Here is a 17,950-nt window from a genome sequence, read left to right as displayed (position 1 = left end):
TCGTTGTTAATTATTAAGACCGGGGATCAGGGATGAAACCAGTAAAAACCACACAGCGCCTGCTGGCGTATACGCTGATCCACCTGATTGCGTTTCAGCCGCTGCTACCGGCGATGGCGGCGGGCGTGCAGGTGGCGACGGGCAACACCGCGCTGGATCAGGCCGGCAACGGCGTCCCGGTCATCAATATCGCCACGCCAAACAGCGCGGGGATCTCCCACAACCAGTACCGCGATTTTAACGTCGACAAACCCGGTCTGATCCTAAATAACGGCACGGAACAGCTCAATCCTACCCAGCTCGGTGGGCTGATCCAAAACAACCCCAACCTGAAGGGCAAAGCCGCCGACGCCATTATCAACGAAGTGGTGTCCACCAACCGCAGTACGTTGGCGGGCTACCTGGAAGTCGGCGGCAAGCAGGCCAGCGTGATTGTTGCCAACCCGAACGGGATTACCTGCGACGGCTGCGGCTTTATTAACACCCCGCAGGTGACGCTGACCACCGGAAAACCGCAGTTGGACGCGCAGGGGAATCTGCAACATATCGACGTGAAGCGCGGCGATATCACGCTGACTGGGCAAGGGCTGGACGCGAGCAAGAGCGACTACCTCAGCCTGATTGCCCGCACCGCGCAGATTGATGCCGGGCTGAATGCCAACGATACCCGGATTGTGCTGGGCGCTAATCAGGTCGATGCGACTGGCAAGGTGACGGCGCAGGCGGCAGACAGCGGCGTGGCTGGCAGTAATGTAAAAGTCGCGCTGGATACGGGCGCGCTGGGCGGGATGTACACCAACCGCATCAAGCTGGTTTCCAGCGATAAAGGCGTGGGCGTTAACGTCGGCAATCTGAGCGCGCGCAGCGGCGATATCACGCTGTCGGCGAACGGTAAACTCAGCCTCGGCGATACGGTGGCGAAAGGCGCTATTCAGGCCGACGCCGACGCGCTGGCATTGCGGGGCAAGCAGCAGGCGGGTGACGCGCTCACGCTGAACGCGAAGCAGGACATCACGCTGCAGGACGCCACGCTGCGTGCTGGGAAGGATATCGTTCTCCGGTCAGACGGGACGCTTAACGCACAGAGCAGTCTTATCAGTGCCGGCGTCGATGCACAGGGCACGGTCAACGCCGCCAATCAACTCTCTCTTGAAGGTGACGGTGTCACTCTTGGTGAAACCCAGCTTGCCGCGGGTAAGGTGACGGTCGAGGCGGGTCAGTCGCTGCAGCAGGATGCGCAAAGCGGCATCAAGGCGGAGTCGGTGCTTGAGATGCGCGGCGACACGGTGTCGTTGGCGGGGAGTGCGGGCGCTGAAAACGTACGACTGGAGGCAAAGACCCTTAACGGTGCCGGCAGCGCCCAGCTTCAGGCGAAAAACAATGCCACGGTGCGCGTCACGCAGCAGGGCGACTGGCAGGGGACGCTGACCGCCGGTAATGCGCTGGCCATTGACGGCGGACGTTTGGTGCAGCACGGCACGCTGGCAGGGAAGAGCCTCACGCTGACGCTGGATGTGTTGGACAACCGCGGCGATATCGCCGCACTGCAGGGGCTGACGTTTAGCGGCAGCGCGTTGACGAGCAGCGGCACGCTGGCGGCGGCCGAACGGTTGACGGTTAACGCGCAACGTTTGGACAACACCGGATTACTCAGCGCCCGCAATGACGTGAAGCTTGAGTTGCAAACGGCGCTGAACAATCAGGGCAACATCCTGACCGATAATCAGTTGTTTTTGCTGGCCGGCAGTATCACCAATGGCGGCAAGCTGCAGGCCGCCACGCTGACCGCACAGGCTGACAGCGTCACCAGTCAGGGCGAGGTGATCGCGAACGCACTCGACCTGACCAGCCAGACGACCGAGAACCACGGCGTTATCAACGCGCGGCAGATGCTGGCGCTGCACGGCGGCAGTCTGGTGAACCGCGGCACGCTCAGCGCGGGTGAAAAACTGGCGCTGATGCTGGACGGCACGCTGGATAACCACGGCCTGATGCAGTCCGGTAACACTCTACAGGTTACCACCGACCATCTCAGCAATGACGGTACGCTCACCGCCCCTGACTTACAACTGCACACCGGCACGCTCGCCAATCAGGGCACGCTGCAGGCCGACAAGTCGCTGCAACTGGAGGCCACGCGTTCACTGACGCAGTCCGCCCGCGGCACGCTGCTGGCGGGCACCGACCTGACGATAAACGCGGGACAGGCGGAGACCAACGGTGCGATTCAGGCGCAGCAGTTCCTGCTGAATGCCGAGCGCTGGCTGAACGCGGGCAAAACCAGTCTTACCGGCGACGGACAGATTACCGCCGGGCAACTGGACAACCGCGGCAGCCTGTTGACGGCAGGCAACTGGACGATCCACAGCGATGTCGCCAGTAATGACGGTACGCTGCAGGGCAATGTGCTGACTATTCAGGCTAATACCCTCACGAACAGCGGGCAGGCACAGGCGAAGGGCGCGGTGAACCTGACCGTCGCCGATACCTTTACCAATAGTGGCGACTGGCTCAGCGGAGAATCGCTGCGCCTTCAGGCGGCGAAGGCCGAGAACCGGGGCACGCTGCAGGCGTTAACCGTGACGACAGATGGCGCGTCTTTCGAGAACCGCGGCACGGTCAGCGGTATCAATAACCTGTCGCTCTTCCTGACCGGCCATCTGGATAATGCTGGCACCCTGCAGGGTAATCAGCTCCGCGTGGATGCGGCACAGCTCGATAATCCTGGTACGCTGCGGGGTACGGACGCGTTGACGCTGGCGATAGCGGGCAATCTGTCCAGTCAGGGCGAGTTGCTGAGCGACGGTGACAGCACCACCACGGCTAAACGATTCGATAATCGGGGCACCTTGCAGGCGAAAAACGTCGCGCTGCAGGTGGATGAACTGGATAACGCGGGAAAAATCCTCGGCGTGTCCTCACTGGCACTGACGGCGGCCAACGGCTTTAACAATCAGAAGAGCGGCAAGCTGCTGTCTCAGAGTGCGGCGGTGCTGACGGCGGCGGAGGTGGTGAATACCGGAGAGTGGCAGGCGAAAACCCTGACGCTGACGGCGAATAATCTCACTAATGACGGCCAGATTCAGGGCGATGAGGCCTTGTATCTGACGCTTCCAACGACAGACGGCAAGGGAGTATTCGTTAACCATGGCACCGTGACGACAGGCGGCGATGCCACGCTGTTCGCACGGTTGATGGAGAATCAGGGCTCGCTCTCCAGTCTGGGGCGTACTGAACTGACAGCAGTGTCGCTGGTTAACGACGGCCGAGTGGTCGCGGCGACAGGATTGTCGCTGCGCGGCGACTATCAGGGCAGTGGCCTGCTGAATACCGCGGGCACACTGACGCTGCACGGCGACACGCTGGTGAATAACGGGCACTGGGAAAGCCGGGCGCTGTCCCTGCAAGGCCTGACGTTCGACAATCAGGGCACGGCGCTGGGGAACGCGGTCGCGCTTTCCGCAGATCGTCTGGTTAACCACGGCGATATCACGGGTGTCGACACGCTAACGCTATCGCTCGGTGACAGCCTGAATAATATCGGCACGTTGCGCAGCGACAGTCTGTCGGTTTCGGCGGCAGAGGTGAACAACCGCGGCGACATGCAGGGCATCACTACCCTGCAACTGAACACCTCCGAGCTGCTGGATAACGCGGGCGTCATCAACGGCAACCAGTCTGTGGCGGTGACAGCCGGTGACGTCAAACAAAGTGGCACGCTGGAAGGAAAAACCGTCACGCTGGACGCCGCATCGCTGACCAATCAGGGCAAGATGCTGGGGGTGGATGCGCTGACGTTGTCGATTGCCGGTAACCTGTCCAATGACGGCAGTCTGCTGACCCAGAAAGTCGGCGTGGTAACGGCACAGCAGATGAGTAACCGCGGACTGATGCAGGCGGGGAGTCTGATGCTGCAGGCCGACGATATCGTGAATGCCGGGCAACTGCTGGGGATTGACACCTTGTCGATAACCGCACAGCACGGGCTGACCAACCAGCAAAACGGGAAGCTGCTGACGCAGGGCGCGGCGGTGTTACAGGCCGCGCAGGCGGAGAATCACGGCGAGTGGCGGGCAGATAACCTGACGCTGCGGGCTGCCCGCTTCACCAACGCAGGACGGGTTCAGACCGAAGGTAATCTGGACATCGCCGTAGAGCCTGCGGGTACCGCGCGTCAGCGTTCATTCCTGCCGATGGCGCTGTCGCTGGCGGCAGATATCCAGCAACTCAACGCGCAGCCTTCCCCTCAGAATGCATTCCCCGCCGCTGGCAAACTGGACAACCGCGGCACGCTAGTCTCTGGGGGCGACACACAGCTACGCGCCACGCAGATAACCAATCAGGGCTCACTCGCCAGTAACGGTGCGGCAACCCTTATCGGTGAGACGGTGGAGAATGACGGCGATATCGTGGCCGTCACCGGGTTATCACTGGGGGGCCATTATCAGGGCCGCGGGTCGCTGCAGACTGACGGCCTGCTGAACTGGTCCGGTGCCACGCTCACTAACCGCGGGCGCTGGCAGGCGAACGCTATCCAACTCCAAGGGCTCTCGCTGGATAATCAGGGCACGCTGCTGGGACAGCGTACCGACATCACGGTCGATAGCCTGTTTAACAGCGGCGAGATTGCCGGGGTTGACGCACTGCAACTGGCCGTTGCCGATAGCCTGACAAACAAAGGGCAGCTTTATGGCGCGACGCTGGGACTGTCGGCGACCGATCTGTTCAATCAGGGCGAGGTCTCTGGTGACGCACTGCACCTGACGCTGCAGGAGACGGTTCGCAATAGCGGCCTCATTAGCGGCAGCCAGCGGTTACAGCTGGAGGCAGGTCAGGTCGACCAATTAGGCTCACTGGAAAGCCGCCAACTGCAGGTGCAGGCGAACGCACTCGACAATCAGGGCACGATGCTGGGCGTGGATGCACTGACGCTGGCGATTAACACCACGGCGCGCAACAGCGGAAAATGGCTGAGTCAGGGCGACAGTACGCTCACCGCCAGTCGACTGGAAAACCGTGGGCAATGGCAGGCGAAGACGCTGACGCTGACGGCGGATGAGGTCGAGAATGCCGGCCAGTTGCTGGGGCTGTCGGCGCTGTCGCTGACGGCGAAAAACCGTCTGGACAATGCGAAAACCGGTACGCTGCTCACGCAGGGGGTGGCAGTGCTGAACGCGGCCAGTGCCGACAATGACGGTGAATGGCAGGCGGGCAGCCTGACGCTCGACGCGCAGAGCCTGATTAACCGAGGACACATTCAGGGCGACCAGTCACTGAAGATGACGCTGGCAAACGGCGACATCACTAATCAGGGCACACTGTGGAGCAAGCGCGCCACGATTGCTGCCCGCACGCTGACCAACGCGGGTGAGATGACCGGCGTTGACGGTCTTCAACTGACTCTGGATGACGCCTTAACCAATCAGGGTACGCTGAGCAGCTATCACCTGACCGCGCAGGCCGACAGGCTGGACAACCGCGGAAAAATCAACGGCCTCGACCAACTCGAACTGACCGTCGGCAATAGCCTTGATAATACCGGCTCGCTGTACGGGGCGGTGCTGGCGCTGAACGCGAACGACCTGACCAACAGCGGCACACTCACCGGCGTGGACAGACTGAATCTAAACCTAAACGGGACGCTGAATAACACGCGTGATATCAGCAGTAATGCGCTGACGCTCAAAGCCAATGACGTGTTCAACCACGGCACCCTGACGGGCGTGAACGGGCTGACGCTGGAGCTTGGCAATCAGCTTGATAATCAGGGCGCGCTGAACAGCCAGGCACTCACTATTGCCGCCCGCGACGTGACCAACGGCGGACTGCTTAACGGCACGCGCGACCTGCAACTGACGCTGGACGGCACCCTGACCAACACCGGTGACCTCAGCAGCCAGCGCATCGATATTACCGCAAAGGATGTGCTCAACCACGGGCAGGTGCTGGGCTCGGACGATCTGCAACTCGATCTGCGTAATAAACTGGATAATCGCGGTTTAATCAGCGGCAGCACTACGCTGGGTATCGTTGCAAACGATATCGACCAGCAGGGGTCGCTGGAAGCGCGGGCGTTGAAGGTGGACGCGCAGACGCTGGATAACCACGGAAAAATGCTGGGCGTCGATGCGCTGACGCTGGCGATTGCGGGGACGGCACGCAATCAGGGCAAATGGCTGAGTCAGGGCACCAGCACGCTGACGGCAGATCGGGTAGACAATCACGGCCAGTGGCAGGCGGGTGACCTCACGCTGCAGGCTAGCGAGCTGACTAACCGTGGACAGATTTTTGGTATCAATGCGTTGTCGCTGAGCGCCGCCAACGGCCTGACGAATCAGCAAAACGCGAAACTCCTGTCGCAGGGCGTCGCGGTACTGCGCGCGGCGACGGTGTCAAACGACGGCGACGCGCAGGCAGACCGCCTGACGTTTGACGCCCAGCAACTGACCAACCGCGGGCGGATGCAGGGGGATAACGGGTTAGCCGTTACGCTGGATCGTACCAACCCCGCCAGCCGATTAACCAATCAAGGGACGTTGCTCTCCGGCGGCGACGGCTGGCTGAGCGCCAGCCTGCTCGATAATCAGGGAACCGTGTCCGGCGTGGGTCAGTTGACGCTCGACAGCGGGGCGATAAATAACGCGGGCACTGTGATTGCCGACGGGGCGCTGACGCTCAATGGCGACTATCAGGGCGCGGGCCTGCTGCATACCGCCGACACCCTGACGCTGCGCGGCAATCAACTCAACAATAGCGGACGCTGGGAAAGCCGGGCGCTGGCGCTGAACGGGGGGGCGTTCGACAACGACGGCACGGTCATCGGTGAGCGCGGCATCACGCTGGAGCTGCGTGACGGCCTGATGGTCGGCAGCGCGGGTCAACTGCTGACCAACGGCGCCCTGCAGGCGCAGGCGGGCATGGTCATGAACGACGGGCGCTGGCAGGGCAACACGCTAACGCTGACGGCGGATGAGGTCGGGAATGCCGGCCAGTTGCTGGGGCTGTCGGCGCTGTCGCTGACGGCGAAAAACCGTCTGGACAATGCGCAGACCGGCCAACTGCTCACCCAGGGGCTGGCAGTGCTGAACGCGGCCGAGGCAAGCAATGACGGTGAATGGCAGGCGGACAGCCTGACGCTGGACGCGCAGCAACTGACCAACACCGGTCATATTCAGGGCGACCAGTCACTGAAGCTGACGCTGGCAAACGGTGATGTCATCAATCAGGGCACACTGTGGAGCACGCTCGCCACGATTGCTGCCCGGACGCTGACCAACGAAGGCACCCTCACCGGCGTTGACGGTCTGCAACTGACACTGGATGACGCCTTAACCAATCAGGGGACGTTGAGCAGCTATCACCTGACCGCGCAGGCCGGCAGGCTGGACAACCGAGGAAAAATCAACGGCCTTGACCGGCTCGAACTGACAGTCGGTGACAGCCTCACCAATACCGGCACGCTGTACGGGGCGGCGCTGGCGCTGAACGCGAATGACCTGACCAACCGCGGCACAATCACCGGTGTGGACAGCCTGACCCTGAATCTGACGGGGACACTGAACAACGCGCGTGACATCAGCAGCACGGCGCTGACGCTCAAAGCCAATGATGTCGTCAACCACGGCACCCTGACGGGCGTGAACGGACTGACGCTGGCGCTTGGTAATTATCTGGATAATCAGGGTGCGCTGAACAGCCAGGCGCTTGCGATTGCCGCCCGCGACGTGACCAACGGTGGGCAGCTTAACGGCACGCGCGACCTGCAACTGACGCTGGACGGCACCCTGACCAACACCGGTGACCTCACCAGCCAGCGTATCGGTATCACCGCGAAGGATGTCCTCAACCACGGGCAGATGCTGGGCTCTGACGATCTGCAATTTGATTTGCGCAATACACTGGATAACCGCGGTTTAATCAGCGGCAGCACCACGCTGGGTATCGTTGCGAACCATATCGACCAGCAGGGGACGCTGGAAGCGCGCGCGCTGAAGGTGGACGCGCAGATGCTGGATAACCACGGCAAGATGCTGGGCGTCGATGCGCTGACGCTGGCGATTGCGGGGACGGCACGCAATCAGGGGAAATGGCTGAGTCAGGGCAGCAGCACGCTGACGGCGGATCGGGTCGATAATCACGGGCAGTGGCAGGCGGGCGATATCACGCTACAGGCCAGCGAGCTGACTAACAGCGGACAGATTTTTGGTATTAATGCGTTGTCGCTGACCGCCGCCAATGGCCTGACGAATCAGCAAAACGGAAAACTCCTGTCGCAGGGACTGGCTGTTTTACGCGCCGCGAGCGTGACAAACGACGGCGATGCGCAGGCAGACCGCCTGACATTTGATGCGCAGCAGTTGACCAACCGCGGGCGGATGCAGGGGGACCACGGGTTAGCCATCACGCTGGATCGCGCCAACCCCGCCAGCCGGTTAACCAATCAGGGCACGCTGCTCTCCGGCGGCGACAGCTGGCTGAGCGCCAGCCTGCTCGACAATCAGGGTACCGTGTCCGGCGTGGGTAAACTGACGCTCGACAGTGGTGCGATAAACAATGCGGGTAATGTTATCGCCGACGGGGCGCTGACGCTTGACGGCGACTATCAGGGCGCGGGGCTGTTGCATACCGCCGACATCCTGACGCTGCGCGGCAATCAACTCAACAACAGCGGACGCTGGGAAAGCCGGGCGCTGGCGCTGAACGGCGGTTCGTTCAGTAACGGCGGTACGGTTATCGGTGAGCGCGGCATCACGCTGGAACTGCGTGACGGCCTGACGGTCGGCAGCACCGGCCAGATTCTGACCAACGGGGCTCTGCAGGCGCAGACCGGTGCTGTCATTAACGACGGATTCTGGCAGGGCAACACGCTGGAACTGTTCGCAAACGACCTGACAAACGGCGGCACGCTGCTCGGTCAGGACGGGCTGCGTCTTGAGTTGCCGGGCAGCTATCAGGGGAATGCACAATCTCGCCTGCTGAGCGACGGTGAGGCCGTTATCACGGCCAACCGCCTGACGCAGAGCGGTGAGATAGCCGCGGGCACGCTGCACCTGACCACCAATACGCTGGATAACAGCGGGCGCGTGTTGGGCAGCAATGGCCTGACGGTCACCAACCGTGATGAGCTGATTAACCACGCCGGAGCGGAACTGCTGACTAACGGCGCAGGCCACCTCGACAGCGGTTCGCTGCGCAATGCCGGTACGCTACAGTCCAACGACCTGCAACTGCGCGCCAATGAAATCGACAATCAGGGCCGTATTCAGGGCACTGACGCGCTGCGTCTGCTCGATGTGTTGCGCTATGTCGGCGATAAAAGCAGTCAACTGCTCAGCAAAGGCGTCGCGACACTGAATGCCAAACAGACGGACAACGGCGGGTTATGGCAGGCAGGCACGCTGACGCTGAACGGTGACACGTTCCGCAATAGCGGCACGGTGGCGGGGCTGAACCGCCTGTCGCTCAGCGGCGACGTACTGAACAATCAGGGCGAACTGTTCTCGCAGGGCACGGTGACGTTAACCGGCAAGACGCTGGAAAACGGCGGCACGCTGACGGGCGTCGGCGGCTTTACGCTGAATCTCACCGACCGCGTGGATAATCTGGCAACGGGGCGGCTGCTGAGCGGCGGCGTGGGTGAACTCACGACCGGCGTATTGAGCAATCAGGGGCTGTGGCAGTCGGATGAATTACAACTGACCGCCCGTGACCTCGAACAACAGGGCAATCTGCTGGGCGTACAGCGCGGGACGCTGCAACTGAGCGGCTCGTATCAGGGCGCGCAGGGCAGCCAGTTGGTCAGCGGCGGCGACCTGAGCCTGACGGCACATGACATCACCAACCGCGGACAGGTTCAGGGCAACACCCTGACGCTGGGCGCGGAGACGCTCGACAATCACGGCTCCCTGCGCGGCGACCGCGCGCTTAACGCCACCGTCACCGGTCAGTTTACCCATGCCTCGCAGGCACGTCTGAGCAGCGACGGCACGCTGAACGTGCAGGCGGCGACATTGGCTAATCAGGGCGAGATTAAAGCCGCCACCACCACGCTGACGGGCAATACGCTAACCAATGGTGGCACGGTGCAGGGCACTGCGGCATTGCAACTGGACGCGACAGACCGCATCGTCAACCAGCAGGCCGGACAGCTGTTATCTGACGGCACCACGACGCTGAACGCCGTAACGGTAGAAAACTACGGCTGGTTACAGGGGCGCGGGCTGGACGTAAATACCGCACAGTTTACCCAGCAGGGCAGCCTGATGGCGCAGGATAAACTGACGCTGAAAATCCCGCGGTGGGTGAATAACGGGCTGGTGCAGGCCGGTGAACTGGAGATTATCGCCGATGAACTGGACAACCACGGCACGCTGCTGGGCTTAACGCAGCTGGCGCTGCAGACGCAGCGTCTGATTAACCGTCAGGGGGCGAAGCTCTACAGCGCACAGGACCTGCGCCTGAAAACGCAAGAACTGCAGCAGGACGGGCAACTGGTGGCACTGGGCAACCTGAGTGCCGACATTACCGGACCGCTGACCTTCACCCAAAGCATGGCGGCCGGGAAACAGCTGACGCTGAATGTGGCGGGCGACCTCGATCAGCGCGGGACGTTGCAGGGGCAATCCGTCCAACTGACCAGCACCGGCACGCTGACCCATCAGGGCAATATTCTGGCGGGTGGCGGCGAATCGCGCCTCAGTGCCAAAGATATCGTACAGCTGGAAGCGGGCAGCATTCAGGCGGGCGGTAACCTGACGCTGGTCACTGATAACACGCTGAATAATAAAGGACTGATTGGCACCACGGGCGACCTGCTGGTGCAGGCCGGCGGCGTGTTACACAACAGCAGCATGCTCTATGCGGGCGGCAATATGCGTCTGCAGTCGGACTCGCTGACCAACGTGTTCGGCACCATACTGGCGGGCAATAATCTGTGGGTGCAGCGCGATGCACAGGGCAATGCCAGCACCTCGCTGCTCAACAGCTCCGGCACCATTGAAACCCAATCTGGAGATATCACCATTAACACCGGCACGCTGACCAATCAGCGTGAGGGGTTTGTGGTGACGGAGAGTGAGTCTACGGCGGGATCTGTGCCGGATTGGGCCGGGAAAACAGATGCTTATATTCCCATTGATTGGTTTAACAAGGAAGACTATGGCGTTTATGTGAGTGGGTGGTGGGAGACCCTCCCTGGTTCTCTATACTGGTTTATGTATGCGCCCTATGAACATTTAGAATATATAAAAGTAGTAACCCAGAGCAAAGAAGAAAAAGTAGTCTCTCAAGGTAGAGAAGGAGAGTTAAAAGCTTTTAGTAACATATCACTTGTCACTCAAAATTTAATTAACAATGCATCTCAGATAGTTGCAAATAAAGATATTTCTATTAAAGGAGAAATATTAAATAACACTTCGTATCATACGGGTTCATTAAATGAATATCTTACTTATAGATATTATGACGCCATATATGTAGAAAGGGGGATCAACCCTGGCCCCGTTGCTTTTCCGACTGGCGATAATGATGTGGCGAGCGGAAAATACAGATATGCGGTGGATATATCAGACAATAAAATATGGTACATCCTAGTCGGCACCCCAACTTACGAAAAAACCGTTGGCGAAAGCTATAACGCCTTAATTCAGGCGGGCGGCACCATTACCGCCGACATTAAACAAGACCTCAGCAATACCACGCTGCAGCCGGGCAGCGGCGGGTTTATGCCTGCGTCCACCAAACCGGTGCTGGATGCCATCACCACGCTGTCGCCATTGCAGAAACAGACCACGCGTCAACTGGTCAGCCAGGATTCGTCGTTTAACGCGGGTGCGGTCGACGTCACCAAAGCAGGCGGCGGGCAGGCGACGCTGGCGGGCAATGCCGCAGGCGTGAGTGTGACGGGTAAAGCGGTCGCGCTGACGCCACAGTCTGGCACCACACTGCAGGCGGGCGCGCAGGCGGCCAACATCACCGCGGCCATCGCGGCGCCGACTGCCACCGGGCCGCTGACGCTCCACACCGGTGACGCAGTGGTGTTATCGCCTTCTGCTTCTAGTCACATCAACAACCCCGATGCGGTCACGCTGACACCGCAATCTGGCACTGCGCTGCAAACCGGCGCGCAGGCGGACAACATCACGGCGACGATTACGGCACCGAATACTACAGGGCCGCTGACGCTGAACACCGGTGATACAGTGGCGTTACAACCTTCAACCTCCGGCCATGTCAGCAACCCTGATGCGGTCGCGCTGTCGTCGACAGGCCAGCGGCCCGATGCAGGCAAGAGCCTGACGCCGGTTAGCGTGGACAACACCGCGGCGGGCGTCACGATAGCAGGCACGGTAGGTACTCCCGCCACACTGGCGACACCGGGTATGGCCGCGATTGATGCACCGAAGCCGGCGGTCAGTGCAGACACCCTGCCGAGCGGGGCGACGCCTGCTGTGAAGCCACCGCTTTCTGCCGCAGACCTGCTGAGCGCCATCGGCAACGGCCTGCAAAATCTGAGCACCAACCCGCTTGCGGAGTACCCGCTGCCGACCGGTAATAACGGGCTGCTGGTTGTCGATCCGAATGCCGACAGCCGCTACCTTATCCACACCAACCCGAAACTGGAACAGCTGGGACAGGTCGACAATGCGCTGTTCAGCGATCTGCAGATGCTGCTGGGGCAACAGCCGTCAACGGTAGTGCCGGTTGAAACGCGTTCGCAGTGGACGCAGGCCGACCGGGTGCTGGGCTCGTCCTATCTGCTCGATAAGCTGAATCTGGATGCGGATCACGATTACCGCTTCCTTGGGGATGCGGAGTTTGATACCCGCTATATCAGCCAGGCGGTATTGAAACAGAGCGGACAGCGTTACCTGAACGGCACGGGCTCCGATTTGGCACAGATGCAAATGCTGCTGGATAACGCGGCGGCGGCGCAGAAAGGCATGAACCTGCAACTGGGCGTCAGCCTGACGCCGGATCAGGTCGCGAACCTCAGCCAGAGCCTGGTCTGGTGGGAAAATATCGAGGTCAACGGGCAGACCGTACTGGCACCGAAGCTGTATCTGGCGCAGGCGGATAAAAGCAACCTGCAGGGCAGCGCGATTGTCGCAAATAAGGTCGAACTGAACGCCGGCGGCAGCGTCACCAACAGCGGCACGCTCAAGGCGGTTGAGGTGCTGGCAATCGCCAGCGGCGACAAGATTGATAACCACGAAGGCGGCCTGATTAAGTCAGACGGCGGCCTGAATTTGGTGGCGCTGAATAACATCACCAACAGCGGCAGCCGGATGGAGGGCAGCACGCTGCAGCTCGCCAGCATTAACGGCGACATCATTAACCGCACAGAAAGCCGCAACTTCCAGACTGCGCAACCGACCTCATCGCGCAGCGGCACCGGCTCGCTCACGTTCACCGAACTGGGCAAAACCGCCGAAATCGTGGCGGGCAACAGCCTGACGCTCAGCGCGGGCAAGGATATCCGCAATGTGGCGGCTACGCTCAATGCCGGACAGGACATGGCGCTGAACGCCAAAGGCAATGTGGCGATTGAAGCGCTGACGCTGACCAACAACCGTGTCGATATCGGCTGGCGCAGCAGCAATACCGCGCTGAATACCTCTGTTGCAGGCAGTACCGTCAATGCCGGCGGTGCGCTGAGCGCGGTGGCGGGTCAGGATATTCAGATCGATGCCAGCTCGCTTTCCGGTGGAACGGCGCTGGCGCTGGCGGCGGGTAATGATATCCGCCTGACCGCACAGGATACGCTGAAAGAGACGCTGTATCAGGGCGGCAGCACCGCGCAGCGTCGCACGCAGGAGGTGGCAAACAGCCAGCTTCTGACCGGCGGCGATCTGAATCTGGTGGCGGGACGGGATGTGTTGTCCGAGGCGGCCAGCCTGAACGCCAAAGGCAATGCGACATTGACCGCCGGACGCGATCTCAACCTGCTGTCTCAAGAGGAAGAAACCTACAGCGGCAATTGGTGGAACCGCCACGCCGACTGGCAGCAAAACATCACCCAGCAGAGCACCGAACTCACGACGGGCAAAGGCCTGAACCTACAGGCCGGAAGAGATATCAATCTGCAGGCGGCACAGGGGGTGGCGAGCGGCGCGGTGACGGCACAGGCGGGCAACAACATCAACCTGCTGTCGGCCACCGAAACGCAGCACACCTTCTTTGAAGAAACGAAGGTCAAGAAAAAAGCCTTCTCGAAGACGGTGACGCATACGCTGCGGGAAACGTTACAAACCGATGAGAAAGGCAGCCTGTTGTCGGGTGACAGTGTCACGATGGCGGCCAATCAGGATATCAACCTGCAAGGCTCCTCCGTGGTCGGTGATAAACAGGTCACGCTGCTGGCAAATAATGACGTCAACACCGCTGCCAGCATCGAGAACTACCAGAACTATGAAGAGCACAGCAAGAAAAAAAGCGGCCTGTTCAGCGGCGGCGGCATTGGCTTTACCATCGGTTCGACCTCGACCAGCCAGAAACTGCGCGATCAGGCGGCGACACAAAGCCAGAGCATCAGCACTCTCGGCAGTACGACCGACTCGGTGACGGTGAAGGCTGGGAACGATGTCACGATCAGCGGTACCGATATGGTGGCCGGAAAAGACATCTTCCTGCAAGGCAACAATGTCACCCTCGATCCGGGCTATGACACGCTCAAACAGCAACAGGAGTTTGAGCAGAAAACTGCGGGTCTGACCGTGGCGCTGTCCGGCGTGGTGGGCTCGGCGCTCAACAGCGCGGTGCAGAGCATTCAGGCGGCGAAAAGTGAAAGCGATGGCCGGCTGGCGCTGCTTCAGGGCATGAAGGCTGGGCTGGCGGGGTATCAGGCCTATCAAGGCAGCCAGTCCGAGCTGAACAACAAGGGGGAAGCCTCTTTTGTCGGCGTTAGTATTTCTCTCGGGGCACAACACTCACACTCCAGCCAGACCAGCGAACAGAAGCAGAGCTTTGGCTCGACACTGAATGCGGCTGGGGATATCGGTATCGAATCGCGCACAGGGGATATCACGGTCGCGGGCAGCCAGCTTAAGGCGGGCGGTGACGTCACGATGAACGCGGCGCAGGATATCCACCTGCTTTCCGCCCGCAACAGCGAGGACATCAGCGGTAAAAACAGCAGCAGCGGCGGGAATATCGGCATCAGCCTGGGCTTAAGCAACGGGAGCGCGGGTCTCAGCATTTTCGCCAACGTTAATGAGGCGAAAGGGCGTGAAACGGGTACGGGCAATAGCTGGTCAGAAACGACGGTGGATGCGGGTAACCACGTTACGCTGAAAAGCGAGCGCGACACGCGGCTGATTGGCGCGCAGGTGAACGGCGAGCGTATTGATGTCGATGCCGGGCGTCATCTGCTGCTGCAAAGTCAGCAGGACAGCGACCGCTATGATTCCAAACAGGTGAGCGGGTCGGCGGGCGGCAGCTTTACCTGGGGCGGCGGGGGCGGCAGCGGCTATATCAGCCTCAGTAAAGACAAGATGCACAGCAATTATGACAGCGTGCAGCAGCAGACGGGGCTCTTTGCCGGTAAAGACGGATTTGGTATAAAGACCGGAGAACATACCCAGCTTGATGCCGCCGTCATTGGCTCCACCGCCAGCGCAGAGAAAAACCGGCTGGAAACGGGGACGCTGGGCTGGAGCGGGCTCAACAATAAAGCCGAGTTCAAGGTGGAGCACAGTGGCATCGGCCTCAGTGCCAGTCCTTCGATGAGTGGCAGCATGCTCTCGACGCTGGCGATGACGGCACCGTCGGCGCTGATGTCGCTGGGTAACCGTGGCAGTGCCGCCAGCACCACCTATGCGGCGGTAAGCGATGGCACCTTGTTGTTGCGGGATACGGCGAAGCAGGTGCAGGATATCGCTACGCTGAGCCGTGACGTTGAGCACGCGAACAACGCGCTCAGCCCGATCTTTAACAAAGAGAAAGAGCAGAAACGCCTGAAACAGGCGCAGTTGATTGGTGAAATCGGTGCGCAGGTGATGGATATCGTGCGCACGGAAGGCGAGCTGAAAGCGCAGAAAGCCGCGGAAGCCAAGGGCGATGCCACCGTCGAGCGTCCGAAAGAGGGCGATCCGACGCAGAAATGGGAGGAGTATAAAAAGGCGCTGACGGAATCACCGACCTACAAGGCCGAGATGCAGAAATACGGCACAGGCAGTGACTTCCAGCGTGCGGCACAGGCAGCCACGGCGGCGATCCAGGCACTGGCGGGCGGGGACATTCAGAAAGCGATTGCCAGCGGTGCATCGCCGTATCTGGCACAGTTGGTGAAAGATGTCACGATACCGAAGGATGAAAGCAAAATCAGGGCGTCGGATATCGCGGCCAACGCGATGGCGCACGCCGTGGTGGGTGCAGTAGTCGCGCAGCTGTCGGGTCAGGATGCGGCAGCAGGGGCGATGGGTGCTTCCAGCGGTGAACTGGCCGCCCGTGCGATTATGGCCGCGCAATATCCCGGCAAGACGGCAAACGACCTGACGGAAGAGGAAAAGCAGTCAGTCAGCGCGCTTTCCACGCTGGCCTCCGGGCTGGTATCCGGTCTGGCAGGCAACAGCACCGCCTCCGCCGCCAGCGGCGCACAGTCCGGGCGTAATGCGGTTGAGAATAATGCGCTAAGTGACATTATCGAGAACAAAGTCTCTGGTGTGTCACAGGAAGAGAAGTATCAGAATGCGCAGAAACAGCTCGTTGCAGCGGTGGAGGAGTTCAAAGCTCAAAATTGTGCGGGATTAAGTGCGGAAGCGTGTTCGGCCAAGATAAGTGAACATCGCAATGAATTGTTGAAAGGTGCTGCTGGCTTTGGTTTGGATTTCGTACCGGTTGTGGGCGATATCAAAGGCTTTGCGGAAGCGCAGAGTGCGATTGATTATCTTGCCGCAGCGGTAGGGTTGATACCGGGCGCAGGAGATGCTGCGGGTAAAGCGATTAAAGCAGCAGAAGTGGCTTTGAAGAAAGGGGATGTGGCTGAAGCGTCTAAGCTGATCAATAAGGCCAGTGATGAGATTCAGGCGGTTAAGCCGTTAGATGTTGGTTCATATAAAGAACTTAAAGATCGCTCTGTAGTGGGCGATGGCTTAGAGCATGATCATATTCCCTCTTTTGCCGCTCTGAGAACAGCAAAGGAAAATGAGTTAGGTAGGAAATTGACTCCAGCGGAAGAAAAGACTTTATATCAAAATGCTACTGCTGTAGAAGTCCCTAAAGATGTTCACAGTGCTGGGCCTACTTATGGTGGGAAAAACACGGCAGCTCAAGTTCAGCAAGATGCGTTAGATCTGTGCGGTGCCGTGTGCCGTGATACTGATGCCTTGAGAACCAATATGATAGATCGTGGGTATGAGCCGGCTCTAGTTGATGATGCTGTAAAGAAAATTATTGACAGAAATCGGCAAACAGGGGTCATTAAATAATGTTGGCATGGAATAATCTTGTTGAAATGCTAGGGTGCTCGAAGGCGAGTAATGAGTTTATTTATCTTCCTCAAAAATTTAATGAATTACCTGTTTTTGAAGAAGGCGTATTAGGTGATCGAAGTTATTACTCATTTTTTAATTCGGGTGTTTTATTTTTATTAGAAGATGACCTAGTAAATCAAATTAGTTTGTATATACAAACCGATGAAGAATTCTCCGCTTATACAGGGGAGCTGCCTTTACCTGTTAATAGTCGTGAGTCAGAGATTATCCAGGTGTTGGGGGTTCCTTCCGAGTCTGGAGGTGGAAAAATGGATATGTTGTTGGGGTATGTCAATCGCTGGATAAAATACAAAACAGAAAGTCATACACTGCATCTTCAGTTTAATCAGAATGATGAACTATGTAGAGTGACACTAATGCAGTAAGAATGATCCCGGCTCCTGCGCTGGGATCGTCGAGCCTGTACATAAATTTGTGTAATTGCCTGATTTTGATATGTTCAACCCAACATCAAAAGC

The 17,950-nt window shown here is 59.4% G+C and carries 2 protein-coding genes; both read left to right on the top strand.

Annotated elements, in window-relative coordinates:
- Positions 1-32 precede the first annotated feature (32 nt).
- On the top strand, positions 33-17,426 hold the full coding sequence (locus IG609_RS20465) for a hemagglutinin repeat-containing protein (RefSeq protein WP_284070725.1): 17,394 nt from the start codon (positions 33-35) through the stop codon (positions 17,424-17,426).
- A complete protein-coding gene (gene cdiI / locus IG609_RS10700) occupies positions 17,426-17,857 on the top strand; it encodes a toxin-immunity protein system imunity protein CdiI (protein ID WP_193396982.1) in 432 nt (143 codons plus the stop codon). The genes IG609_RS20465 and cdiI overlap by 1 nt, the downstream gene beginning before the upstream one ends.
- Positions 17,858-17,950: the final 93 nt, after the last annotated feature.

This window comes from Pectobacterium quasiaquaticum (genome assembly GCF_014946775.2).
Classification (GTDB): Bacteria; Pseudomonadota; Gammaproteobacteria; order Enterobacterales; family Enterobacteriaceae; genus Pectobacterium; species Pectobacterium aquaticum.
The sequence above is the reverse complement of the archived record's forward strand: the minus strand, read 5'-3'. Positions and strand labels throughout refer to the sequence as shown.